19 protein-coding genes and 1 tRNA gene are annotated in these 23,683 nt (G+C 67.6%); 5 read left to right on the forward strand and 15 right to left on the reverse strand.

All coding sequences use genetic code 11. The features are described from left to right. Positions 1-101 precede the first annotated feature (101 nt). Positions 102-1,226 carry a hypothetical protein gene (locus ACW171_RS11215; protein WP_492093303.1) on the forward strand — a complete coding sequence of 375 codons (1,125 nt, stop codon included), beginning with the start codon at positions 102-104 and terminating at the stop codon, positions 1,224-1,226. A 3-nt stretch (positions 1,227-1,229) separates the two neighbouring features. Here the strand turns inward: ACW171_RS11215 and ACW171_RS11220 are convergent, their stop codons facing one another. The 8 genes from ACW171_RS11220 to ACW171_RS11255 all read right to left on the reverse strand — a co-directional run bounded on the left by ACW171_RS11220 (position 1,230) and on the right by ACW171_RS11255 (position 11,178). Next, entirely contained in the window at positions 1,230-3,008 is a 1,779-nt protein-coding gene (locus ACW171_RS11220; RefSeq protein WP_492093304.1) for an SLC13 family permease, read from the reverse strand. 163 nt (positions 3,009-3,171) lie between these two features. After that, entirely contained in the window at positions 3,172-4,563 is a 1,392-nt protein-coding gene (gene ahcY / locus ACW171_RS11225; RefSeq protein WP_492093305.1) for an adenosylhomocysteinase, read from the reverse strand. 105 nt (positions 4,564-4,668) lie between these two features. Beyond that, positions 4,669-5,031: a hypothetical protein gene (locus ACW171_RS11230; RefSeq protein ID WP_492093307.1), complete on the reverse strand. Its 363-nt coding sequence runs from the start codon at positions 5,029-5,031 to the stop codon at positions 4,669-4,671. Positions 5,032-5,134: 103 nt separating this feature from the next. After that, positions 5,135-5,920 carry a DUF3313 domain-containing protein gene (locus tag ACW171_RS11235; RefSeq protein WP_492093309.1) on the reverse strand — a complete coding sequence of 262 codons (786 nt, stop codon included), beginning with the start codon at positions 5,918-5,920 and terminating at the stop codon, positions 5,135-5,137. Between the two features lie 198 nt (positions 5,921-6,118). Continuing rightward, entirely contained in the window at positions 6,119-7,276 is a 1,158-nt protein-coding gene (gene rlmN, locus ACW171_RS11240) for a dual-specificity RNA methyltransferase RlmN (RefSeq protein ID WP_492093311.1), read from the reverse strand. A 98-nt stretch (positions 7,277-7,374) separates the two neighbouring features. After that, entirely contained in the window at positions 7,375-9,474 is a 2,100-nt protein-coding gene (locus tag ACW171_RS11245) for a transglycosylase domain-containing protein (RefSeq protein ID WP_492093312.1), read from the reverse strand. A gap of 142 nt (positions 9,475-9,616) precedes the next feature. After that, entirely contained in the window at positions 9,617-10,228 is a 612-nt protein-coding gene (locus ACW171_RS11250; RefSeq protein ID WP_492093313.1) for a class I SAM-dependent methyltransferase, read from the reverse strand. After that, positions 10,225-11,178 carry an alpha/beta fold hydrolase gene (locus tag ACW171_RS11255; RefSeq protein ID WP_492093314.1) on the reverse strand — a complete coding sequence of 318 codons (954 nt, stop codon included), beginning with the start codon at positions 11,176-11,178 and terminating at the stop codon, positions 10,225-10,227. The genes ACW171_RS11250 and ACW171_RS11255 overlap by 4 nt, the downstream gene beginning before the upstream one ends. A gap of 151 nt (positions 11,179-11,329) precedes the next feature. Here ACW171_RS11255 and ACW171_RS11260 point away from each other — a divergent pair, with 151 nt between their 5' ends. Next, positions 11,330-12,457, forward strand: coding sequence for a Rieske 2Fe-2S domain-containing protein (locus ACW171_RS11260; RefSeq protein ID WP_492093315.1), 1,128 nt, complete (start codon positions 11,330-11,332; stop codon positions 12,455-12,457). Positions 12,458-12,475: 18 nt separating this feature from the next. Here ACW171_RS11260 and ACW171_RS11265 read toward each other — a convergent pair whose 3' ends face one another. Further along, positions 12,476-13,123, reverse strand: coding sequence for a TetR/AcrR family transcriptional regulator (locus ACW171_RS11265; RefSeq protein ID WP_492093317.1), 648 nt, complete (start codon positions 13,121-13,123; stop codon positions 12,476-12,478). A gap of 187 nt (positions 13,124-13,310) precedes the next feature. Then, positions 13,311-15,152: a cation:proton antiporter domain-containing protein gene (locus ACW171_RS11270; protein ID WP_492093319.1), complete on the reverse strand. Its 1,842-nt coding sequence runs from the start codon at positions 15,150-15,152 to the stop codon at positions 13,311-13,313. A 167-nt stretch (positions 15,153-15,319) separates the two neighbouring features. On the opposite strand from ACW171_RS11270, the gene ACW171_RS11275 reads away from it, so the two are divergent. Both ACW171_RS11275 and ACW171_RS11280 read left to right on the forward strand, forming a co-directional pair. After that, entirely contained in the window at positions 15,320-17,440 is a 2,121-nt protein-coding gene (locus ACW171_RS11275; protein WP_492093321.1) for a M13 family metallopeptidase, read from the forward strand. An 845-nt stretch (positions 17,441-18,285) separates the two neighbouring features. After that, positions 18,286-18,465: a hypothetical protein gene (locus tag ACW171_RS11280; protein ID WP_492093323.1), complete on the forward strand. Its 180-nt coding sequence runs from the start codon at positions 18,286-18,288 to the stop codon at positions 18,463-18,465. Between the two features lie 218 nt (positions 18,466-18,683). On the opposite strand, the gene hisS is transcribed toward ACW171_RS11280, so the two are convergent. The 5 genes from hisS to ACW171_RS11305 all read right to left on the reverse strand — a co-directional run bounded on the left by hisS (position 18,684) and on the right by ACW171_RS11305 (position 23,438). Next, positions 18,684-20,168: a histidine--tRNA ligase gene (hisS, locus tag ACW171_RS11285; RefSeq protein ID WP_492093325.1), complete on the reverse strand. Its 1,485-nt coding sequence runs from the start codon at positions 20,166-20,168 to the stop codon at positions 18,684-18,686. Between the two features lie 96 nt (positions 20,169-20,264). Next, positions 20,265-21,509 carry a DUF418 domain-containing protein gene (locus tag ACW171_RS11290; protein ID WP_492093327.1) on the reverse strand — a complete coding sequence of 415 codons (1,245 nt, stop codon included), beginning with the start codon at positions 21,507-21,509 and terminating at the stop codon, positions 20,265-20,267. A 74-nt stretch (positions 21,510-21,583) separates the two neighbouring features. Further along, positions 21,584-22,141, reverse strand: coding sequence for a phthalate transporter (locus tag ACW171_RS11295; protein ID WP_492093329.1), 558 nt, complete (start codon positions 22,139-22,141; stop codon positions 21,584-21,586). Next, entirely contained in the window at positions 22,141-23,022 is an 882-nt protein-coding gene (locus ACW171_RS11300) for a 3-hydroxybutyryl-CoA dehydrogenase (protein WP_492093331.1), read from the reverse strand. The genes ACW171_RS11295 and ACW171_RS11300 overlap by 1 nt, the downstream gene beginning before the upstream one ends. Positions 23,023-23,132: 110 nt before the next feature. Continuing rightward, a complete protein-coding gene (locus tag ACW171_RS11305) occupies positions 23,133-23,438 on the reverse strand; it encodes a YggT family protein (RefSeq protein WP_492093332.1) in 306 nt (101 codons plus the stop codon). Between the two features lie 154 nt (positions 23,439-23,592). Here ACW171_RS11305 and ACW171_RS11310 point away from each other — a divergent pair. Further along, positions 23,593-23,668: transfer RNA gene (locus ACW171_RS11310), tRNA-Ala, on the forward strand. Positions 23,669-23,683: the final 15 nt, after the last annotated feature.

Genomic DNA, 23,683 nt, shown 5'->3' on the forward strand with positions numbered 1-23,683 from the left:
CGGGCCATGGCGGACCGAACGGCGTTCACGTCCAGCTAACCCTGCCCCTCCGCGCGATCCTAACCTTTGCCATGGCATGGCGGTGTCCGTCAGGAGCCTGAATGACCGACCGCGCGATCCGCAATCTGGATAATCTGAGAACCTCAGCGTCGACGGCGCGAGTGCTCAATCTCTTGCGGGTCAGCCATGAACACGGGCGCAAGGACGGCTGGCGCGACGCGCCGATGTTCGAGAACCCGACGCTGAACAAGTGTCTGGTGATCAAGCACCGTCTGCGCCGCAACGAGATCGACGAGTTCCGGGTGCGCCGCTATGTGGCGACCAAGATCATCCTGCCGATCGACGGGTCGGACCTTCGCGTTGGCGGCCGCTATCTGTTCGTCGATCAGATCGGCTTCGACCCCATGCTGGAACGCGCCTTCGGCATCGGACCGACGCATCCGGATCGCCGGACCCTGTCGCTGATCGACGAGTTGCCGAGCCTGGACCCCTTCCTGCTCCGTGAGCAGTTGCGCCGCAACGGCCATGCGCCGGACCCCTGCTATTTCAACGTCTCGGAAGCGGATCTGCGTCGGATGGCGGAGTTCGTGGCCCAGGAGATCACGCCCTTGGTCGATCTTTCGATGGGGCCTGACGCCGATCTTGCGGCCGACAATCCGGTCGCGCGGCTGACCGGCAAGATCATGTCGAACTCGGCCGGCGAGGACATGAGCGCGCTCGGCCAGACCCTGATGCTGAAGCCGGAAGAGTATGAGGAAGGGATCTTCTGCTGGAAGGGTTTCCTCTATTACAAGTGGGCGCTTCAGGCGATCACGGGCGACATCGGCTGGGTCGTGGACAGCGTCCGCCGGGTCAAGCCCTGGGGCCGAACCGACGCCGAACAACACGCCAGTATCGACCGGGCCAAGGAACAGGTGCGCCGTCGTATCCTGCTGACCTGCGAGGCGACGTCGGACATGCTGCGCGTCTACGACGACGCCTTCCGCGGGCTGACCAAGGAAGGGCGGCCGACCGCGTTCCGGGACTTCCTGCGCGACGCCCCGATCCTGTTCGCCCGTCTCGGTGAGCGCCTGGGCGCCATCCAGCACATCATCAGCTTCTGGCGCTACCGGATGAGCGGTGACAAGGCTGCGCCGGGTGCGGAGGAGCTGCTCGACCTTCTCAACGACTTCGAGAACAGCCTGGCCGGACGTGAACGACCCGACTCGCTGGCCCTGGCCGCCTGAGCGTTACAGCGGCCAGAAGAACAGGATCAGCGGCGGTCCCGCGATCAACACCATCAGGCTGAGCGGCGCGCCCAGCCTTGGATAGTCGGCGAACCGGTAGCCGCCCGGTCCCATGACCAGGGTGTTGCACTGGTGACCGATCGGGGTGAGGAAGTCGCACGCCGCCCCCACCGCGACCGCCATCAGGAAGGCGTCGGGGTTGAAGCCCAGCCGCCCGGCCAGGGTCGCCCCGATCGGGGCTACGATCAGCACCGTCGCGGCATTGTTCAGGAACGGCGTCACCGCCATGGAGGCGCACAGCACCCCGGCCACCGCCACCACCCCGGGCAGGCCGGTGAAAACACCGGACAGAAGGCCGGCGATCAGGTCCGACCCGCCGGTCCGCTGGATCGCGTCAGACACCGGGATCAGGGCGGCGACCAGCACCAGAAGCGGCCCGTCAAGCGCCGCATAGGCCTCTCGCATCTTGAGGCCGCCCAGGGCCACGATCAGCACCGCCGCGCCGAAGAAGGCGATCGACACAGGAACCACACCGAAGCCGACCAGGGTCATGGCGATCGCCAGGACGACGACGGGCAGGAACCGCTTGCGAACCCCGCCCAGCCTCATCTCGCGCTCGGCGAGCGGCAGCAGGTCGAGCGCCTGGAGCGCCGTCGGCATCCGCGGCTCGGCGCCTTGCAACAGGACGATGTCGCCGGCGTTGAGCTTGGCCGTGCGGAGATGCTGCGACAGTTCGAAGCCCGAGCGCGAGACGCCCAAAAGGTTCACGCCGTGCTGACCATAGAGGTCGGAATCCTTCACCGACTGCCCCACCATGGGCGAGTTGCGGCCGATGACCGCCTCGATCACCGAGATGTCGTCGCTGGGGGCGTCCAGGGCGATGGGCCGGTCCTCACGCACCAGCTTGAGCCGGGCACGGGCGATGAAATCCTCCAGCGCCTCTTGGTCGCCCTCGAGCATGAGGACGTCACCGGGAAGCGCGACGATATTCCCGCGCGGCCTGGGCCTGCGTTTGCCGTCGCGGATCAGGGCCATGATCCGCACCCGGTCGCCGCCGCACTGGGTCGTCAGCTGGTGCAGGGTCAGGCGACCCAGAGACCAGTCCTCGGGCACTGACGCCTCGGTCAGATAGGCGTTGGCGGCCAGGGCGGCGCTCAAGCTGACCGCGCCCTGACGGTTCCTAGGCAGGAGCCGATAGCCGAAGGCGAGAAAGACCAGCGCCATTCCGGTCAGGGCCAGGCCCACCGGGGCATAGTCGAACATCGAAAAGGGTTCGCCGAGAATCTCCTGGCGCACCTCGGCGACGATGATGTTGGGCGCGGTCCCGACCAGGGTGACCATGCCGCCGGCCATGGCCCCGAAGGCCATCGGCATCAGCAGGCGCGACGGCGAGGTCCCGGTGCGGCGGGCGACCTGCAGCGCGACCGGCATCATGATGGCCAGGGCGCCGACGTTCTTGGTCACCATCGACAGCAGGGTGACGGCGGTGGTCAGGACCGGCGCCTGGGTGCGTTCGGTCTTCAGGTGCGGCATGATCCGGCGCAGGGCCAGTTCGGCGATGCCCGATCGGGCAAAGGCCGCCGACACGACCAGGGCGCAGGCGATGATGACGACGACATCATTGTTGAAGCCGTCAAACGCGGCGTCCGCCGGAATGACTCCGACCGCCACTCCGGCGAGCAGGGCGCAGACGGCGATCAGGTCGTAGCGAAACCGACCCCAGATGAAGGCGCCGATGGTCAGGCCGATAAGGCCGAAGGCCAGACCCTGTTGCAATGTCACGAGAAACCCCCAGCCAAGCCCGGCTCAACGCCCCGGAGAGGGCTTTGGCTGCAACGGTCATCTCACCGTCCGTGCAGACACAAAAAAGGGGCGACCGGATCGCCCGATCGCCCCTTCATGCCGCTCTACGCTCCGTCGGCTTCCGCCAACGCGAGCGAGGTCTTTAGTAGCGGTAGGCTTCCGGCTTGAACGGGCCTTCGGTCGGCACGCCGATGTAGGCGGCCTGTTCCTTGTTGAGCACGGTCAGCTTGGCGCCCAGCTTGGCCAGGTGAAGCATGGCGACCTTCTCGTCGAGGTGCTTGGGCAGGGTGTAGACCTGGTTCTCGTAGGCCTTGATGTTAGTCCAGAGTTCGATCTGGGCCAGGGTCTGGTTGGTGAAGGACGCCGACATCACGAACGAGGGGTGGCCCGTCGCATTGCCCAGGTTCACCAGACGGCCTTCCGACAGCAGGATGATCTTCTTGCCGTCCGGGAACTCGACGTGGTGCACCTGCGGCTTGATCTCGTCCCACTTGAAGTTCTTCAGGCCAGCGACCTGAATCTCCGAGTCGAAGTGGCCGATGTTGCAGACGATGGCGTTGTTCTTCATCGCGCGCATGTGCTCGACGGTCAGGACGTCCAGGTTGCCCGTGGCGGTGACGAAGATGTCGGCCTCGTGGGCCACGTCCTCGACGGTGACGACCTCATAGCCTTCCATCGCGGCCTGCAGGGCGCAGATCGGATCGACTTCCGTCACCTTAACGCGGGCGCCGCCCTGGCGCAGCGAGGCGGCCGAGCCCTTGCCCACGTCGCCGTAGCCGCAGACCACGGCGACCTTGCCCGACAGCATGACGTCGGTGCCGCGACGGATCGCGTCGACCAGGGATTCACGGCAGCCGTACAGGTTGTCGAACTTGGACTTGGTGACGCTGTCGTTGACGTTGATGGCGGGGAACGGCAGGTCGCCCTTCTTGGCCATTTCGTACAGGCGGTGGACGCCCGTGGTGGTTTCTTCCGACACGCCGCCGATGGCGTCGCGGATGGCCGAATAGAAGCCGGGCTTCTCGGCGATGTAGCGTTTCATGACCTTGAAGAGGGCTTCTTCTTCTTCGTTCTGCGGGTTGGCCAGCAGCGACAGGTCTTTTTCAGCCTTCGGGCCGAGTACGCACAGCAGGGTCGCGTCGCCGCCGTCGTCGAGGATCAGGTTCGGATAGCCGCCGTCGGCCCATTCGAAGATCTTGTGGGCATAGTCCCAGTATTCTTCCAGGGTCTCGCCCTTGGTGGCGAAGACCGGCGTGCCGTTGGCGGCGATCGCGGCCGCGGCGTGGTCCTGGGTCGAGAAGATGTTGCACGAGGCCCAACGGACGTCGGCGCCCAGGGCTTCCAGCGTCTGGATCAGCACGGCGGTCTGGATCGTCATGTGCAGCGAGCCGGCGATGCGGGCGCCCTTGAGGATCTGTTGCGCGCCGAACTCTTCGCGCAGCGCCATCAGGCCCGGCATTTCCGTTTCGGCGATGGCGATCTCTTTGTTGCCGAAGGGGGCGAGCGAGATGTCGCGGACGATATAATCGGTCATGGGGGGCGGCTCCTTGAGCGCGGCAGGGTTCGAAGATTGCGCGCGCCTATAGCCCGCAAAGGCCGTTAGAGCAACAATCGTATAAGGATGTCTTTATATGATGGGCTAGACTTTCGGCCGGCGCGCCGCCCGGGCGGCGAGTTGGCGCCAATAGGTCAGGGCGAGATAGGCGACGCTCGACGTCAGACACGACAGAGCGACGCCGCCGAGAAACGGCGCGCCGATCAGGAACCAGGAAGCACAGACGATTGGCGGACCGGCCAGCGCCAAAGCCCACGGAAATCTGTCGATCCACTTCGCGGCGAAAAAGATCACAGCTGCCAGCGTGACCAACCAGGGCACGGACAGAATGCCGCCAAGCAGAAGTCCCAGCACCCCGCCCGCCAAGTCGAAGCCTGCGGTCGTGCCTATCGTACCGGCCGTGCCCATGATCCACAGACCGATTGCGTGAGCCACCAGCACACGCATGCCTATCCGGGTACGAGGACTGAACGGTTCCATGCGCCAAACCTAGAGCCAGAAACGGGTCCGCGCTACGCGGCGCACCGCCAAGACTGATCGCGCTGGGAGCCTACTGCGGCGTCTGAGGCCGGACGCCCTGGGTCTGCGGCACATAGAGGCCCGTGACCGCCCGCGTGATGAAGCCGCCGGCCTGGTTGCGGGGGCCGAAGCGTTCGCAGGGGTCGGGCGTGGCGATGTCGCGGACCTTGCGATCCTTGGGCGCGAAGCTGTCCCCAACCTGGTCTCCGAACAGTTCGGCGAACTGCAGGGCGTCGCCGACGCGCGACAGGGACGGCGTGTCCATGCCCACGACATTGGCCGAGCGCGCCCAGGCCAGGGCGGCGACCTGGGTCCCACCCACGGCGATCAACTCGGCCTCGGCGGCCAAGGTCCCGGTCGTGCCGGGGGCGCGCACCCCGATCGGGCCGGGGATGAAGAAGTTCGCGACAGCGGCGGCGCCGGAGGCCGTCGGCTCGGTCGGGACGATCCGCGTCACGGCGGCGCGAATGCGGGCCGCGTCGGCGGTCGGCTCCGGCACGACGGTGAACCGCTCGCTGACCTCGTAGCAGACCTGACGATCCACCTCGCCCAGCACCATGGCGACATCGGCCGGAGCGATGCCGTCAGCCGCGCCGGCGGTCAGGACCGAGGGTTCGATGAAGACCCGCTCGATGGCTTCAGCCGCCGTGTCGTCGCGGCGATCGCGAACCGACACGCGCAGGGTCCCCTCCTTGCTCTGAAGCCCGTCGTAGCTCTGAAGGAAGCCGGCATTGGCGGCGGGCGCCGTCTGGCAGGCCGCGAGGGCGAGCGCGCTCACGAGGAGAACGGGGGCGGCGCGAACGAGGCGATGGGTCATGAGGAGGTGTCCGAAGAGAGTTGGCGGCTTAACACCACAGGGATCGAAAGGATCATCGCCATGGTGTCACAGCGTTCGAAGCCGACGGCGCGGTCTGCGCCCATTACCGAGACGGGCTGCAGAAGTTGGCGGCGTCAGCTGTCGACGTGCCCCGAAGATTGCAGTTCACCATGGCTCGATTTCAACAGCGTTTACGCTTCACGCCGCCGCCTGCTCGGCCTTCCGGATCGCGCTTGCCCGGACCTTCTCGCTCTCGGACTTCAGTTGGCCGCAGGCGGCGAGGATGTCGCGGCCGCGCGGGGTGCGGATGGGCGAGGCGTAGCCGGCCTTGTTCAGGATGGCGGCGAAGCGTTCGATCGTCTTCCAGTCCGAGCACTCGTAGTCCGTGCCGGGCCAAGGGTTGAACGGGATCAGGTTGACCTTGGCGGGGATGCCCTCGATCAGCTTCAGCAGGGCGCGAGCCTCGTCGGGGGAGTCGTTGACGCCCTTGAGCATCACATATTCGAACGTGACGCGGCGGGCGTTGGAGATGCCCGGATAGGCGCGGATGCCGTCCATCAGAGCTTCGAGATTGTACTTCTTGTTCAGCGGCACCAGGACGTCGCGCAGTTCGTCGTTGGTGGCGTGCAGGCTGATCGCCAGCATGGCCTGGGTGCGCGTGCCCAAGGCATCGAGCTGGGGCACGACGCCCGAAGTCGAGACCGTGATCCGGCGGCGCGACAGGGCGATGCCCTCGTTGTCACTGATGATGTCGATCGCGTCGGAGACGTGGTCGAGATTGTACAACGGCTCGCCCATGCCCATGAAGACGATGTTCGACAGGCGGCGGTCTTCCTTGGGCGACGGCCATTCGTTCAGATCGTCGCGGGCGACCTGGACCTGGGCCACGATCTCGGCGGCGGTCAGGTTGCGGACCAGCTTCTGGGTGCCCGTGTGGCAGAAGGTGCAGTTGAGCGTACAGCCGACCTGGGACGAGACGCACAGGGCGCCGGCGCGACCCACGTCGGGAATATAGACAGTCTCGATCTCGATGCCCGGCGCGGTGCGGATCAGCCATTTGCGCGTGCCGTCATTCGACACCTGACGCTCGACGATCTCGGGACGGGCCAGGGTGAAGGCGGCGGCCATGGCCTCCTGGGCCGAGCGGGCGATGTTGGTCATCGCCGCGAAGTCGGTGACGCCGTAGTGGTGGATCCAGCTCCAGACCTGGGACGCGCGCATCTTGGCCTTTTCGGGCGTGCAGATGTCGGCGTCGATCAGCGCCTGACGCAGACCGCTGCGCGTCAGACCGGACAGGTTGACGGGGGCCGGGGCGGCCGGTGCGGAGGTGCGCGACAGGTCGAGCGTAATGCTCACGGGCGATGATCCTGAGTGGAGGGAGGCCGCCCGCATAGCACGGATCGGGGCGGATTTTAAGGCGGGGCCGCCCTCCCCTTTCAGGAAGGAAGGACGGGTCAGAAGAACAGCGGGTTCTCTTTTTCCGGCGGCGGGGCCGGCTCGGGCCGCTGGTCGGGTGGATCGTCGCGACGCGGGCGCTCGGCGGGCGCGGGAGCCGGGTCGCGGCGTGGCTGTTCGACCGGTGCGGCGGGGTCGTAAGGGTCGCCCTGGCTGAGATCGACGCCGCCCGGCAGGACGGTGGAGTCGCCATACGGATCCTCGACGTCGCCGATCAGGTCGCTGACCGGATCGGGCGCGATCCAGCCTTCGGGCATCGGCGGGCCGTTGGGGATGGGCTGGACGTTCAGGCGCGGCAGGGCCGCCTCCATGAAGCCCTTCCAGATGGCCGCCGGGGCCGCGCCGCCGGTGACGCCACGCATGGCGGTGTTGTCGTCCTTGCCGACCCAGACGGCAGTGACGAAGCCGCCGGTGTAGCCGACGAACCAGGCGTCCTTGTAGTCCGAGGTCGTGCCCGTCTTGCCCGCGATGTCGCGGCCGGAGATGGCGGCGGCGCGCGCCGTGCCACCCGTGACCACGCCGCGCAGCATCTGGTTCATGTAGTAGAGCGACGGGTTGTTGATGGCCTGACCCGAGGCGGCGTCACGGGCACCGCGCTGGTAGATGACCCGGCCCTGGGGCGTGCGGATGCGGCTGATGCCATAGGCCTCGACCCGGCGTCCGCCGTTGGCGAAGGCGTCATAGGCCGTGGCCATGTCGATCGGCGACACCTCGACGGCGCCGAGCGCCATGGCGGGCTCGAGACCGATGCGCGAACTGATGCCGAGGCGGCGAGCGGCGCGGGCGACGCTGTCGCGACCGATCTGATCGGCGACATAGGCGGCGACCGTATTGGTCGACTGGGCCACGGCGTTGGCCAGGGTCATGTTGCCGGCGAAGGTGCCGGAGTAGTTGCGCGGGCTCCAGTTGCCGATGCGGACCGGCTCGTCGACCACCGGGGTCTCGGGGGTGTAGCCGGCCTCCATGGCCGCCAGATAGACGAAGGGCTTGAAGGCCGAACCGGCCTGACGGCGGGCGTCCACGGCGCGGTTGAACTGGCTGTCGGCATAGGAGGCGCCGCCGATCATGGCGCGCACTCGGCCGTCGCCGTCCAGGGCGACCAGAGCGGCCTGCTCCACCCCACGTCCGCCGTCGCGATCGAGGATGCGGCGGACGTTGCGTTCGGCGGCGGTCTGAAGCGTCAGGTCCAGGGTGGTCTCGACGATCATGTCCTCGGACGGTTCGCCGACCAGGCCGCGGATCTCCTTGTCCAGCCAGTCGATGAAATACTGGGCGTGCTGGGTGGCCAGGGTGCGCGAGACGCGGACCGGCTCGAGCACCGCAGCGGCACGTTGTTCGGCGGTGATGACGCCGGATTCTTCCATCTCGTCCAGCACCACCGTGGCGCGGGTCGCGGCGCGGGAGCTTTCCGATACCGGCGAATAGCGCGACGGCGCCTTCAACAGACCGGCCAGAAGCGCGGCCTCGCCGACGGTCAGGTCCTTGGCGGACTTGTCGAAATAGCGTTGCGACGCCGCCTCGATGCCATAGGCGCCGGCGCCGAAATAGACGCGGTTCAGATAGAGGGCGAGGATCTCTTCCTTGGAGAACTTCATCTCCAGCCAGACGGCCAGCATCAGCTCCTGCACCTTGCGGCGCATGTTCTGGTCAGGGGTCAGGAACAGGTTCTTGGCCAGCTGCTGGGTCAGGGTCGAGCCGCCCTGGACGATGCGGCCGGCGCGCATGTTGGCGGCCATGGCGCGGGTCATGCCGATCGGGTCGAAGCCCGGGTGCCAATAGAACCGCTGGTCCTCGATGGCGATGAAGGCGGCCGGCACATAGTCCGGCAGGGCGGCCAGGTCGGCGGGCGGCGCCTGTTGCGAACCCCGCGTGGCGATCAGGGCGCCGTTGCGGTCGAGGTAGGTGATCGAGGGCTGGCGATCGATATCGTAGAGGGCCGAGGTGTCGGGCAGGCCGCGCGCGAAGACGGCGAAGAAGACGACAAGGAAGATCAGGCCCCAGACGGCCAGAACCGAACCCCAATACAAGGCTTTCTGCAACCCGGTGCGCGCGGGTTTCGCAGCGCCACCACCCCTGTTTCCGTAACCCGGACCGGCCATCGACATCCTCAGAAGCTCAGGCCTTCATGGCCCTGCGTCGCCTGTTATCTAGAACGCCCCACCAAACGCATTTGTGGTGAACGGCACGTGAAGACTTCACGTCAGCGTGATGCGGCTTTCCGCCGAAACGATGGCGCGGGGGTTAACGCTCGTCCATCCGATGGGCGAGCCAGACTGATCCATCGTTGGCCCAGACACCCGTTTCAACGACAAACCCCTGGGAGGTGAGCAGGCTCTCATACTCCTGGGGTCCGAGGCTGCCGTGATAGAGCGGCTCTCCGCGCCAAGCGCCCACGACGACATCCTCGCGCGGGCCGGAAGAGAAGATGATCGTCGCGCGCGGGGCCGCATGGGCCAGGAGGCGCGGCAGGGCGATGCGCTGATCGTCGGGCGAGAGATGAAACAGGCTGTGCCAGGCGAGGATCCCGGCGAAGGTTTCTCCGAGGTCGAGCGTGCGCATGTCAGCCTGGAGAAACCGCCCCCCGGGCAGGTCGCCCGAGGCGTGGGCGATCAGACTGGCGGCCGAGTCCACGCCGGTGACGCGCAAGCCTCGCCCGATCAGGGCCGCCGCCATGGGGCGGCCCGAGCCGCAGCCGACGTCAAGGACCGCGTCGCCGGGCCGTAGGCGGGCGGTGAACTGGTCGAGCCAGGTCCGGTCGGCCTCGGTCAGGGTCTGGCCGCGATCGGCGACCCAGTCCGCCGCCCGCCGGTCGTAGAGATCGACGATGTCTGCGGCGTCCCCGGCGTCGCTCATTCAGCCAGGAAGGCGTCCAGATCGGCGTAGAAGGTCGCCGGTTGGTCCAGCATGATGAAGTGGGCGCTGTCGTCGATCCGCTTCAGCTCGACGTTCGGCAGACCGGCGAAGGAGGCACGATAGATCATGTCGGTGATCTCGTTGGTCATCCGGGCGTCGTTGAACTTGACGTAGAGCACCTCGGTCGGAGCCGTGATCTTCGGCAGTTCGGGGCGCAGGTCGGTCAGGATCAGTTCGCGGAACGAGCGGGACGAAACGCCCTGGTCGCTGGTCGCCGTGTCTTCCAGCGGGCCTGCGCGCAGGGATTCGGTGTTGATCATGCCGGTGACGGAGGCGGCTGCGCGGGCCTGATAGTCAGCCGGGGCGGCCGTCGCCATGCCCTGATAGACCTGCTCGGCGACGGGAGCGACGCTCTCTGCCGTGGTGCCCGAAGGGCCGAACATCGCGCCCATGAAGGGCACCATATCCACGACCATCAGCCGACCGACGGCCTCGGGATGACGGGCCGCCAGCATCATGCCGATCGTGCCGCCCATGGAGTGGCCGACGACGGCGGGCTTGTCGAGATTGTTCTCGGCGATGTAGCGAGCGATTTCCTCGGCCACGGGCGCGGCGACCGGGCCGTCCGCATTGCCCTCGACCGGAGCCCCGGCGAAGCCCTGGATGTGGATGCGGTGAACGCGCCAGCCGGCACCGAGGTGATCGACCGTGCCCTGCCAGATTTCCGGCGACGAGCTGAGACCGGGGATCAGGATGATGTCGCGGACCCCTGGACCCGCCTCGCCATCGACGCGGACGTGCAGCCTGTCCGAGGCGAAGTCGGCGTGTTGGTGGCCGTGGCCCTCCGCATGGGCCGAATGGCCGTCCTGGGCGCTCGCTGCGCCGACGAAGGCGAAGTTGGCCATCAGGCCGAGGGCGGCGATCACGCCGGTCAGGATCTGGCTGTTCACGGTGTTTCCTCGTCTCAGGTGGCGGGCCGGACGATACGCCGGCCTTCTGTCCATAGTGGCACAGCTTGGGTCATGGGATGCAGGACGCAAGCGCGGGACTTGAATTTCATCGAACCATGACGAACCGAGGGCGAGCCTCTATCATCGGATCATGAGCTCCGCAGACAGCCCCGCCCCCGACCTCGGTACCAAGGTTCCCGAAGCGAAAGCCCCGCCCGCCGCCTTCGGCAAGGGGTTTGTGCTCGACACCTGGTATTTCGCCGCACTGTCGCGCGACGTCGCCGAGGCCTCGCTGAAGCGCTACGAGCTGCTGGGCGAGCCAGTCCTGATCGGGCGTCGTCGTGACGGCCAGGTCTATGCGATGCGCGACATCTGTCCGCACCGTGCCGCGCCCCTGTCGGCCGGCCGGCTGGTGCAGAAGCCCGGCGAGCCCGAGACGGTTGAATGCCCCTATCACGGCTGGCGCTTCCGCACCGATGGGGTCTGCGCCGCCATTCCGTCCCTGGTCGACGAGCAGCCGTTCGAGACCGAGCGGGTCAGGGTCCGCTCCTATACTGTGGTCGAGAGCCAGGGGATGGTGTTCGTCTTCCTGCGCTCCGACCCGCGCTCCGATGCCGAGCCCGATCATCCGCCGCCGAGCTTCCCCGGCGTGGTCGGGGGGGATGCGAAACTGGTCGAGTGGATGGATTTCGACAGCCATATCGACCACGCGGTCGTCGGGTTGATGGATCCCGCCCACGGACCCTACGTCCATCAGCAATGGTGGTGGCGCTCGGAATATTCGATGCATGAGAAGTCCAAGGCCTTCGAGCCGCGGGAACTGGGCTTCGCCATGGTGCGGCATGCGCCGTCGTCGAACTCTCGCGCCTACAAGATTCTGGGCGGCGCGCCGGCGACGGAGATCACGTTCCGCCTCCCCGGCTATCGCTGGGAGCATATCGAGGTGGGCGCGAAACAGGTTCTGGCCCTGACCTGCCTGACGCCGATCACCGAGACCAAGACCCGCATCACCCAGATCTTCTGGTCCGACCACTGGGTGTTCGGGATCGCCAAGCCCTTCCTGCGGATGGGGGTCGTCGCCTTCCTGAAGCAGGACGGCGGGATGGTGAACCTGCAGAACGAGGGGCTGCGCTACGACCCCGCCCTGATCTGGATCGACGACGCCGACAAGCAGGCGAAATGGTACCAGCAGCTGAAGCGCGAATGGCAGAAAAGCCGCGCTGAACAGCGCGGCTTCTCCAATCCGGTCAAGCCGGCCGTCCTGAAGTGGAAGAGCTGAAGGCTCTTCCGAAGTCGATTACTTCGCGCTGACGCCGGCCAGCAGGGTGTCGACCTGGCGACCGATGTGGTCGGCCAGCTGATCCACGGTCCAGCCATCGTAGGCGGCGCGGCGGTAGTTCGACAGATAGGCGTCCCAGGTCAGCTCGGTCAGCAGGGCGATGTCGGCATCCTGCTTGATCTCCCCGGCGCCGATGCCCGAGCGCAGGATGTCGGAGATGACGTCGGTCAGGCCCTGCGTCGCGGCGCGCTGGCGCGTCTCGGCGGCGACGGGCTGGAACCACGACCGGGCGACGATGGCCTGGAACAGCGGCAGCTGATCGATCGAGCCGTGGTAGCCGGCGGTCAGGGCGTTCACCAGGCGATCACGCGTCGAGCCGTCGCCGGCGCCGTTCAGCATGACCTCGGCCAGCCCGGCCATGTCCTCGGTCAGGACGGCTTCGAACAGCTCGGCCTTGTCCTGGAAGTTGGCGAAGACGGCGCCCGTCGACATGCCCGCGCCCTTGGCGATGTCGCGGATGGTGGCGGGCTCATAGCCTCGCTCGGCGAACAGACCGCGAGCGGCGTCGAGCACCTTCTGACGGGTCCGGACCTTGGCGGCCTGACGGCGGTTCAGGCGGGGTTGCGTATCGGAGGCGGGGCTGACGGTCGACGCGGACTCACGCATGAACACGGATACTCTGTAGCTGACGCTTCGCGGCGGGGGATCCGCGAAACAGATGGACAGAAGGGCCTTAAGGCTGGATCGCGATCGCGGATAAACTGACGCGAGCGAGCGACCCGTGGAACGCCGGGCCCCGGGGGAAGCGGGGCTTTCATCACGGAACGATGACCAAAATGGGTCGTGTTTCGGGTTAAGGTTTCAGGCTGGCCCGAAGCGCGCGGGTCGCCCGATTGCGTCGGTCCTTGGGGATCGCGGCCTGGAACATGGCGCGGTACTCATCGCGCCGCTCGTGGATGGAGGCCAGGACCAGCCCCATCGGCACGCCCAGATCGACCAGGGTGTTCTCGGCCAGTTGCAGGCTGGCCTCGGTCGTCTCGGGCACGGCGTCGGTGACGCCCAGGCCATAGAGGCGTGCGGCGTGGCGGTCGTCGCGAGCACGGGCGATGACGATCAGGTCGTCGCGCTGGGCGCGGGCGGCGATGACGACCTCGTCCACCTTGGTCGGGGCATCCATGGTGACGACCAGGGCCTTGATGGTCGTGATTCCGCACAGGGACAGCATCTCGGCGCGGGCGGCGTCGCCGTAGGACACGTCGTAGCCGTCACGACGACCGGCCGCGACGGCGGTGGGGTCGGTGTCCACGGCGATGAAGGTCTGGTCGTGCTCCTTCAGCATCTCGGCGACGAGCCGGCCGACGCGGCCGAAGCCGACGATCAGGACCGAGGCCTCGGCGCGGTCGGTCTCGGGCTGCAGGCCCAATGCGGGATCGTCCGCGACAGGTATGGCGGCCGCCCGCGCGCCTGCGATCCGCTGACCCAGCATCGCCATCAGGGGCACCGAGAACATGCTGAGGGTCGCCGAGACCAGCACCCCTTGCGTGAAGCCGGGCGAGGCGATCCCCTCGACCATGCCGGTATTGAGGATGACGAAGGCGAACTCGCCCGCAGGGCCCAGAACAAGCGCGGTCTCGATGGCCGACCGTGCGCTGAGGCCCCAGAGCCGCGCCAGGCCGAAGATGAGCCCCGCCTTGATCGCGGTGATCGCCAGGGCGAGACCGAACACGCCGGCGGGATTCGCCGCCACGGCGTCGAGATCCAGTCCGATGCCGACCCCCACGAAGAAGACCCCGAGAAGGAGGCCCTTGAAGGGTTCGATATTGATCTCGATCTCGCGGCGATATTCCGTCTCGGCCAGAAGGAGACCGGCGATCAGGGCCCCGAGGCTCATCGAAAGACCGGCCGCCTGGGCCGCGACGCCGGCCCCGACCACGATCAGCAGGCAGAGGGCGACGAACAGCTCCTGACTGCCGCCGGCGGACTTCGACCGGCTCTTGGCGACCGACCTGAACAGGGGCCGCAGCAGCAGCCTGCCGCCCACCACGAGCACAGCCAGGCCGATGGCGGCCGGGGCGAGGGTCAAGAGCGCCGGGCGCAGGGCCTCGGGACGAAGGTCGCCGTTCGACTGGGCGAGCGTGGCCAGGACGGTCACGGTGATCAGGATCGGAGCGACGGCCAGATCCTGGGCGAGAAGGGCGGCGAAGGTGGATCGCCCGACGGCGCCCTTCATGCGGCCGCGTTCGGCCATGACGGGCAGGACCACGGCGGTCGAGGACAGCGCAAGCCCCATTCCCAGCACCGCCGCGCTGACCAGGGACTGACCCATCACCATGAAGGCCGCGGCCAGCACGGCCGTACAGACGGCGACCTGCATCATGCCGAAGCCGAAGACGAGCCGGCGCATGGCCTTCAGCCTTTCCCACGACAGCTCCAGCCCGATCATGAACAGGAGGAAGGCGACGCCCAGTTCTGAAAGCTGAGCCAGCTGGTCGGCATCGCTTATGGTCAGCCAGGCGAGCCAGGGGATCACATCGGCGAACCGGCCGAGCCCATCCGGCCCCAGCAGCACCCCGGCGGCGAGGAAGCCCAGGACGGGACTGATCTTCCAGCGATTGAACAGGGGCACGACCACGCCGGCCGCCGCCAGGAAGACCACCAGATCCTTGTAGTCGCCGCCGCCGTGTCCGCCCGCCATTCGATCTCCTTGTGGGATGATCGTCACCTTAAAGGCTCCGCTTGGCGAGACGCGCGCTGCGATTCATGAACTTTTTTTAAGGCGACAGCCCCGGGACCGGGCGTAGGGTCCGCGCCGAGTCCGCGTGAGACGCGCGGCGACGTCCGAACCTCAGGAAATTCCCCCTCATGAAGTCTCTGCTTATCGGCGCCGCCACGGCCGCGCTCCTTCTGCCCGCCGCCGCCTTCGCCCAGGATCACGACCACGGCTGCATCGACGAGGCCTGCACGATCCAGTCGATCTTCCAGGACGGCGACGCGCCCTTCACCGGCTATCGGGGCGTGGAGACGCCGCACTACGGGACCTGGGGCTTCGACACCACGGGCATGGACCGCTCGGTCCTGCCCGGCGACAACTTCAACCGCTTCGCCAACGGCGCGGCCCTGGACCGGACGGTGATCCCGGGTGACCGTTCGAGCTACGGCATCTCCTTCGGCCTGCTGCGCGAGCTGTCCGACAACCGCGTCAAGGCGATGATCGACACCCTGGCCGCCCGCAGCGACCTGCAGGCCGGCTCGGACGAGCAGAAGATCGCCGACGCCTACCGCTCCTACATGGACACCGCCCGGATCGAGGCGCTCGAAGCCCAGCCGCTGCAGCCCTATCTGACCGCCATCCGCGCCGCCGACAGCCACGAGGCGATGGCCGCCTATATGGGCCAGACCATCGGCGGCTTGGGCGGATCCTTCTTCGGCACCGGCATCACGACCGACCAAAAGAACCCCGACCGCTACGTCGTCTCGACCAGCCAGTCGGGTCTCGGCCTGCCCAATCGCGACTATTACCTGTCGCCGCTCTTCGCCGAGAAGAAGGCCAAGTATCAGGCCTATGTCGCCCAGATGCTGGAGATGATCGGCTGGGACGATCCGGTCGGAAACGCCGCCGCCATCGTGGCCATGGAAGACAAGATCGCCCAGGCCCACTGGACCCCGGCCGAGAGCCGCGACCGCGACCGGACCTATAACGAATACACGATCCAGCGCCTGGCCGCCGACGCGCCGGGCTTCGACTGGGCCGGCTATTTCGGCGCGGCGCGTCTGGGCGACATTCCCCGCCTGATCGTGCGCCAGAACACGGCCCTGCCGAAGATCGCCGCCATCTATGCCGAGACCCCCGTCTCGACGCTTCAGGCCTGGCAGGCGTTCCGCACCACAGACGGCGCCGCGTCGCGCCTGTCGCAGCGTTTCTCGGACGCCCAGTGGGAGTTCCGGTCGCGTGAGCTGTCCGGCGCCCTGGAACAGCGCAGCCGCGACAAGCGGGGCATCAGCTTCGCCGACGGTGCCCTGGGCGAGGCGGTCGGTCGCCAGTATGTCGCCGAGTATTTCCCGGCCGAATCCAAGGCCCAGATGGAGCAGCTGGTCGCCAACCTGCGCACCGCGCTGTCGCACCGCATCGAGACCTATACCTGGATGAGCGCCGAGACGAAGGCGGCGGCCCAGGCCAAGCTGGCCAAGTTCACCGTCAAGATCGCCTATCCCGACCGCTGGCGCGACTATTCGGACCTGGACATCCGCGCCGACGACCTGTTCGGCAACGGCGAGCGGGCTGCGAAATTCCGCTGGGAATACGACCTGGCCCGCCTGAACGCGCCGGTCGACAAGACCGAGTGGGGCATGACGCCCCAGACGGTGAACGCCTATTACAACTCGACCAACAACGAGATCGTCTTCCCGGCAGCCATCCTGCAGCCGCCCTTCTTCGATCCCGAGGCCGATCCGGCGATCAACTACGGCGGCATCGGCGCGGTGATCGGTCACGAGATCGGTCACGGCTTCGACGACCAGGGCCGGAAGTCCGACGGCGACGGCGTGCTGCGCGACTGGTGGACCCCCGCCGACGCGACCGCCTTCAACGCCCTGACCACCCGTCTGGGGGCCCAGTACGGCGCCTATGAGCCGATCGAAGGCCACTTCATCAACCCCGGCCTGACCATGGGCGAGAACATCGGCGACGCCTCTGGCGTGGCCGTGGGTCTGGAGGCCTATCACCTGTCGCTGAACGGAGCCGAGGCTCCGGTTCTGGACGGCTTCACCGGCGACCAGCGCTTCTTCCTCGGCTGGGCCCAGGTCTGGCAGGCGAAGTATCGTGACGACGCCCTGAAGAACCAGATCGCCACGGACAGCCACTCGCCGTCCGAGTTCCGGGTCATCGGTCCCCTGCGCAACGTCGACGCCTGGTATTCGGCTTTCGATGTCCAGCCCGGCACCCACTACTACCTGACGCCGGAAGAACGGGTCCGCATCTGGTAGTCGGCGCGCAGCGTCTGAAATGAGGAAGGCCGGGGCGGATCGCTCCGGCCTTTTTCGCATGGATCGAGCGGGGACGTCTCCCTCCCACTTGGGGGTCGACGAAGGATCGCATGCGATCCGAGGAGGTGGTCGCGTAGCGACCGGGTGGGGGCGGCGGGGTGATGCGGATGCGGGCCTGGGGGGATTTTGCCTTGCCGTCCCCACCCGACCTCGCTTCGCTCGGCCACCCTCCCCCGCGGGGGAGGGAGAAGACTGGGCACGCCTCATCGTCCTTCCGCTGCGAACGGGTGTGGGGAAGTCGACGGAGCCTGGGCGTTCGCCCGGAACCGAGGTGGCCCCCTGCTTTCGCGTTACGGGGACCGATTGATTGTGTTTTCGGCTCGCGCCGAGGCTCCGTCCCCGACCGGGTCCGCGAGCGTCGCCCAGCGGGTTTACGGATACCCCGGGGGGGCCTGCATCCCCGCCTCGGCGAAGACCGGCCACGAATCCCGGGTCCTTTGGACCCTTAGGCGATAGGCCCGCGACGGGCGGCAGGCTCAGGCCCGCCGGGCTCAGAGGTTTCACGCCCCCCGGACAATCCCGCTACGATCGGTCCCGCCGCACGTCCGGGTCCTGGGCCCAGGACGCCTTCCCCGACGACGGGATGGCTCCCATCATAAGGGATGTTCGAGGGGGCGCCGGTTCGGAGGGGTCTTAAAAGTTCGGGGTGTTGGAATCGTTGGAGGATTTGGACGATCCTTGGGCAAACTTGGACGTCTTTATCCGTGCACCCCGGCGAAGGCCGGGGTCCAGATCAAGCGCCCAGGCGGCCGGAATGGGGCGTCGGCGTGCTGCTTGGACCCTTGGTGACCTCCATCTGGACCCCGGCCTTCGCCGGGGTGCACGGTGAGGGAGAGCGGGTGCGACCCCTCACCCGCCCGCGCCAGGACGACGGCTGCGCCGCCGTGCGCGGCCTCCCCTCCTCGGGTCGCATGCGACCCTTCGTCGACCTGCAAGTGCTAGAGGGGCCTAGGTTCCAGACGTGAAAAAGCCCGCTGCGGGGGATACATCGCAGCGGGCTTTCACGCTCTCTAAGGAGCGGACGTTTCCTCCCCGAAACGCCTACGATCAGCGGCTGCGCCTTGTCAGCGCCGCGCCGTTCGAGTGAGACCAAATGACGCCTCGGGCCGGTCCAAGTCAATCAAACCACAAGCGAAAATAGCCGGTTTCCTGACTGAACATCGATAACTCATTCGTGAGCCGCTCAAGTTCTCGATGAAGCTTCGATAATGGCGCGAATGGTTCGCACCAGATCGCCGCGCGCCACTGCCTGCTGGCCGGGACGCTCGGCCTTCCAGGCCTCGTTGTCGGCGACGCCCGCCGCGGCGACGCGACCGGCGTCGAGATCCTTGATCGTGACCTGACCGGCGGCGATCTCGTCACCGCCCAGCATGACGGCGGCAGGGGCGTTGCGGCGGTCGGCGTATTTCATCTGGGCCTTCATGCCGGCCCGGCCGAGATAGAGTTCGGCGGCGATCCCGGCGGCGCGCAGTTCCGACACGGCGTCGAGATAGTGCTGCATGTCGTCCTGGGAGAAGACGATCACGACCGCCGGGCCGCGCGCGACCTCGCCCGCCCGGCCGGCCGCCCGCAGGGCCGAGGCCAGACGCGAGACGCCGAACGAGAAGCCGGTCGCCGGGGTCGACTGGCCCGTGAAGCGCGCCACCAGATCGTCATAGCGCCCGCCGCCGCCGATCGAGCCGAACCGGACCGGGCGGCCCCTGTCGTCGGTGGTGTCGAGCAGCAGCTCGGCCTCGAAGACGGCGCCGGTGTAGTATTCGAGCCCACGCACGATGGTCGGGTCGAAGCGGACCGTCGCCTGGTCCACCCGCATGGCGGTCAGGGCGCGGTCGATGCCGGCCAGTTCTTCCAGCGCCGCCTCGCCCGCCGCGCCCAGGCTGCCCGACCGGGCGATGGCGTCCAGGGTCTCGGCGCGCGTGCCCTGGGAGGCCGAGCCGAGGAAGGCCTCGATGGTCGCAGCGACGCCGAGCGGCAGATCAGCGCCCTTGGTATAGTCGCCGCTGTCGTCCAGACGGCCCTCGCCCAGGAGGGCGGCGACGCCCTCCCAGCCCAGGCGGTCGAACTTGTCGATGGCGCGAAGGGCGGTCAGGCGCTGGATCGGATCGGTGATACCGCCGGCCTCGAACAGGCCGTCGAAGAGCTTGCGGTTGGAGACGCGGACCACGGCCTGACCCTCCGCCAGCCCCGCCGCCTGCAGGCCCTCGCAGGCCATGGCGATGATCTCGGCGTCGGCCTCGGGACGGTCCGAGCCGACGGTGTCGGCGTCGCACTGGACGAACTCGCGGAAGCGGCCGGGGCCAGGCTTTTCGTTTCTCCACACCGGACCGAAGGCGTAGCGGCGATAGGGTTTGGGCAGGGTCTCCCAGTTCTGGGCCGCGAACCGGGCCAGAGGCGCGGTGTGGTCGTAGCGGAGCGCCATCCACTGTTCATCGTCATCCTGAAGCGCGAAGACGCCCTCGTTCGGACGGTCGGCATCGGGCAGGAATTTGCCGAGCGCGTCGGCGTATTCGAAGGCGCCCGTCTCAAGCGGCTCGAAGCCCCAACGCTCGTAGACCTCCGACACCTGGCGGACGATGCGGCGTTCCTGGGCGACCTCGGGGCCGCGGCGGTCGGCGAAGCCCCGGGGCGCGCGGGCTTCGGGGCGGATGGGGTCGGGCGTGTCGGTCATGCCGGGGCTTTTAGAGGGGCGAGGGGCGAGGGTCGAGGGGCGAGAAAAGCCCGTGCCGCACCGTCGCCTTCGTCCCTCGACCCTGGACCCTCGCCCCTATTTCCGGAGCGGCACCATCCGTCCGTAGGTCAGGCAGCGCCACACCCACTCGAACGGGCCCATGGAGAAGACCGACAGCCACAGCGGCGACCAGAGGATCTGGGCGACCCAGATGGCGCCGACCACCGCCCACATCTGGGCCGGGCCATGCTCGCCGAACCACATCGGACCCCAGGGCGCGTAGTAGAGGGTCATCATGATCAGGGTCTGGGTCAGGTAGTTGGTGAAGGCCATCCGCCCGACCGGCGCCAGCCAGGCGACCAGAGGTTTCAGCCCGAACCGGACCAGAAGGATCAGGACGGTGGCGTAGAAGAGGGTGATCAGGAAGGCGGAGCCTCCGGCGGCGGCGGCCAGGCCATTGGTCGGATCGGCCTCTCCGGCCATGACATCCTGCCAGCCCCAGACGGCCAGGGCGGCCAGAACGGCGCCTCCGGCCAGAAGGATCAGGCCATAGATCCACATCGGCGCGCGGCCATGCAGATAGCCGGACTTGAACAGGCCCAGGCCCAGCATCATCAGCGGCACGGTGACGGGGATGAGGAAGGGGCTGGCGAGAAGCTGGAAGGTCGCCCAGACCTTGAGATTCTCCATCAGGCCGCTGGGCCAGCCGATGCGATAGGCGGCGACGGCCTCGGCGATGGCTTGCGGCGTCGCGGCGGGACGACCGGCCTCCATCTGGGCGGCGATCTCGGGCGGAAGATTGGCCATGCCCCAGCCGGCGACGGAGGCGACGACGGCCCACAGCACCGTGACGGCACCGCCGGTCCACAGCAGGCGACGCGCGCTCCACGAACGCATCGTCATCATGATCAGGCCGCAGTAGGCATAGTGCAGCAGGATGTCGCCGTACCAGAGGAGCGCCCCGTGCAGCAGGCCGAACAGCCCCAGCCACAGCAGACGGCGCCACAGAAGCGCGCCCCGGCGGTCGTCGTCCTTATCGCCCCCGACCAGGAAGATCGACACGCCGAACAGCATGGAGAAGAGGGTGCGGAACTTGTCGTGGAAGAAGACGTCGACGACCCAGGTCCCGATCAGGTCGGCCGGGCCGGTCGCGCCGGGCGGCGGCGCCTCGGAGGCCATGACCTGAAAAGGCCAGGCGAAGGCGATGGCGTTGACGGCCAGGATGCCGAGGATCGCCCAGCCGCGCAGCATGTCGAGCTGGAAGATGCGATCGGCCGTGGCGGTGGGTGAAAGACCACCCGCGTTGGTGAGAGGCCGGGCCTCGAGTGCTGGCGTGGTCATGGCGCGCTTTCCCCCAAAAGCTGTCAGGGGAGCTTAGTCGAAAGACGCGGCAGGTAAACCGTCGAGAGGCTGCGTCAGCGGCCGAGAACGCCCAGCCGGTCCTTCACCTTCTCCGGCGCGCGCGCGAAGGCGATGAAGGCGGCGCAGAGCCCGGCCCAGAGGGCGTAGCTGACCCCCACCAGGATGGCGACCGGCAGGCCGGCGACGCCATAGATCAGAAGGGCGGTCTCGGTTGCGCCGATGCCTTGGAAGATGTCGCCGGACTGGACCCAGCCCCAGACCATCATGGCCAGGGCCAGAACGGTCTGGGCTGCGGCGGCGAGTAGGCCGCCGTAGAGCATGAAGCGCCAGACGACGCCCAGCCGCGAGCCGGGACGACCGCGACGATCCCGCTCGCGCCGGATGGCCCACAGACCTGTCGGCACGGCGATCAGGCCGATGGCCAGGACGGTCAGGCGCCAGTCGATCTCGCGGCCCGGCAGCCAGTTCTGGGGCGGCCAGATCAGCAGGGTCACGATCAGGGGCGGCCACAGGATGCCCGCGAGCGCCGCCAGCGGAATGGCCGCCCGCGTCTGGCGCCAGACGACGGGCGACTGTCCGGGCAGATCGGCGGGCGTGTCGAAGCGGGCCATCAGCGGGTCGGGACCGGGACGTCGCCCGAATAGTCGTAGAAGCCGCGCCCGGACTTGCGCCCCAGCCAGCCGGCCTCGACGTATTTCACCAGCAGAGGACAGGGGCGGTATTTCGAGTCCGCCAGGCCGTCGTACAGCACGTTCATGATGGCCAGGACCACGTCCAGCCCCATGAAATCGGCCAGTTCCAGCGGGCCCATCGGGTGGTTGGCGCCCAGCTTCAGCGCCTTGTCGATCGAGGCGACGTTCCCGACGCCCTCGTACAGGGTGTAGATCGCCTCGTTGATCATCGGCACCAGGATGCGGTTGACGATGAAGGCGGGGAAGTCCTCGGCATTGGTGGTGGTCTTGCCCAGGCTCTCGGCGAAGGCGACGGCGGTCTCGTAGGTCGAGGCCGAGGTGGCGATGCCGCGAATGATCTCGACCAGTTTCATCACCGGCGCCGGCTTCATGAAGTGCAGGCCGATGAACCGGTCCGGCCGGTCGGTCGACGAGGCCAGGCGGGTGATCGAGATGGAAGAGGTGTTGGAGGCCAGAAGCGTGTCGGCGCCCAGATGCGGGACCAGGTCGGCGAAGACCGCCTTCTTGACGGCCTCGTCCTCGACCGCCGCCTCGATGACCAGATCGGCCTTGGCCGCGTCGGCGAGACTTTCGACGCCGGAGATGTGGGCCAGGGCCGCATCGGCCTGGGCCGGGGTGATGGCCTCGCGCTCGACCTGGCGCGCCAGGGAGGCGCCGATGACCCCGAGGGCGATCGGCAGCCGCTCGGGCGCCACGTCGTACAGCCGCACCTGATACCCGCCCAGCGCCACGGCATGGGCGATGCCGACACCCATCTGGCCGGCACCGATCACGGCGACTGTTTTGATCGTGGAGGTCATGAAGTCGTGGTCAGCAACGGCGTCTCGCCCGGGCCGAGGCACCTTAAGAGCGTCTGTCCGCCGCGCAAGGCTGGAATGTCGCAGTGCGGCACCCGGGCCACGCTGTTCGGTTACCCGAGAACCGCGATGATCGGTCCGGCGGCCATGTTGTTGAAGGCGATCCGCGCGAAGTTGAGCAGCAGCAGAACCACGATCGGCGAGATGTCGATGCCGCCCAGCGGCGGGATGATCCGGCGGAAGGGCTCCATCAGCGGCCGGGTCACGGCGTCCAGGAAGCTGGCCAGCTGGTTCACGAAGCGATTGCGGTGGTTGATCACATCGAAGGCGAACAGCCAGCTGAGGATCGCCGAGCCGATGATGAACCAGGTCATCAGGCTGATGATGGCATTGATGAGCCAGACGATCGCCACGCCCATGCGTGAACTCCTTCGCGAAATGAAAGCCGCTTCTAGCGGGCGGAACGGCGAAGGCCAAGGATTCCCGGCGCGGGCATGTGCGGCCCGTTGACACCGCCGCTTTCGGCCGCCTATGTCCGCGCTCGCCTGTCACCCGGCTGTCCTGGGTATACGGGGGGCCGTAGCTCAGTTGGTAGAGCGCGTCGTTCGCAATGACGAGGTCAGGGGTTCGACTCCCCTCGGCTCCACCATCCTGCTTCGCGCTG

This window comes from Brevundimonas sp. FV1ye28 (assembly GCF_058681135.1).

Coding starts and splice junctions, on each gene's coding strand:
- ACW171_RS11295 (WP_492093329.1), bottom strand. CDS start 22,141: ATGGCCCGCTTCGACACGCCCGCCGATCTGCCCGGACAGTCGCCCGTC.
- ACW171_RS11260 (WP_492093315.1), top strand. CDS start 11,330: ATGAGCTCCGCAGACAGCCCCGCCCCCGACCTCGGTACCAAGGTTCCC.
- ACW171_RS11300 (WP_492093331.1), bottom strand. CDS start 23,022: ATGACCTCCACGATCAAAACAGTCGCCGTGATCGGTGCCGGCCAGATG.
- ACW171_RS11270 (WP_492093319.1), bottom strand. CDS start 15,152: ATGGCGGGCGGACACGGCGGCGGCGACTACAAGGATCTGGTGGTCTTC.
- hisS (WP_492093325.1), bottom strand. CDS start 20,168: ATGACCGACACGCCCGACCCCATCCGCCCCGAAGCCCGCGCGCCCCGG.
- ACW171_RS11305 (WP_492093332.1), bottom strand. CDS start 23,438: ATGGGCGTGGCGATCGTCTGGCTCATCAATGCCATCATCAGCCTGATG.
- ACW171_RS11235 (WP_492093309.1), bottom strand. CDS start 5,920: ATGACCCATCGCCTCGTTCGCGCCGCCCCCGTTCTCCTCGTGAGCGCG.
- ACW171_RS11265 (WP_492093317.1), bottom strand. CDS start 13,123: ATGCGTGAGTCCGCGTCGACCGTCAGCCCCGCCTCCGATACGCAACCC.
- ACW171_RS11290 (WP_492093327.1), bottom strand. CDS start 21,509: ATGACCACGCCAGCACTCGAGGCCCGGCCTCTCACCAACGCGGGTGGT.
- ACW171_RS11275 (WP_492093321.1), top strand. CDS start 15,320: ATGAAGTCTCTGCTTATCGGCGCCGCCACGGCCGCGCTCCTTCTGCCC.
- ACW171_RS11230 (WP_492093307.1), bottom strand. CDS start 5,031: ATGCGTGTGCTGGTGGCTCACGCAATCGGTCTGTGGATCATGGGCACG.
- ACW171_RS11250 (WP_492093313.1), bottom strand. CDS start 10,228: ATGAGCGACGCCGGGGACGCCGCAGACATCGTCGATCTCTACGACCGG.
- ACW171_RS11215 (WP_492093303.1), top strand. CDS start 102: ATGACCGACCGCGCGATCCGCAATCTGGATAATCTGAGAACCTCAGCG.
- ahcY (WP_492093305.1), bottom strand. CDS start 4,563: ATGACCGATTATATCGTCCGCGACATCTCGCTCGCCCCCTTCGGCAAC.
- ACW171_RS11245 (WP_492093312.1), bottom strand. CDS start 9,474: ATGGCCGGTCCGGGTTACGGAAACAGGGGTGGTGGCGCTGCGAAACCC.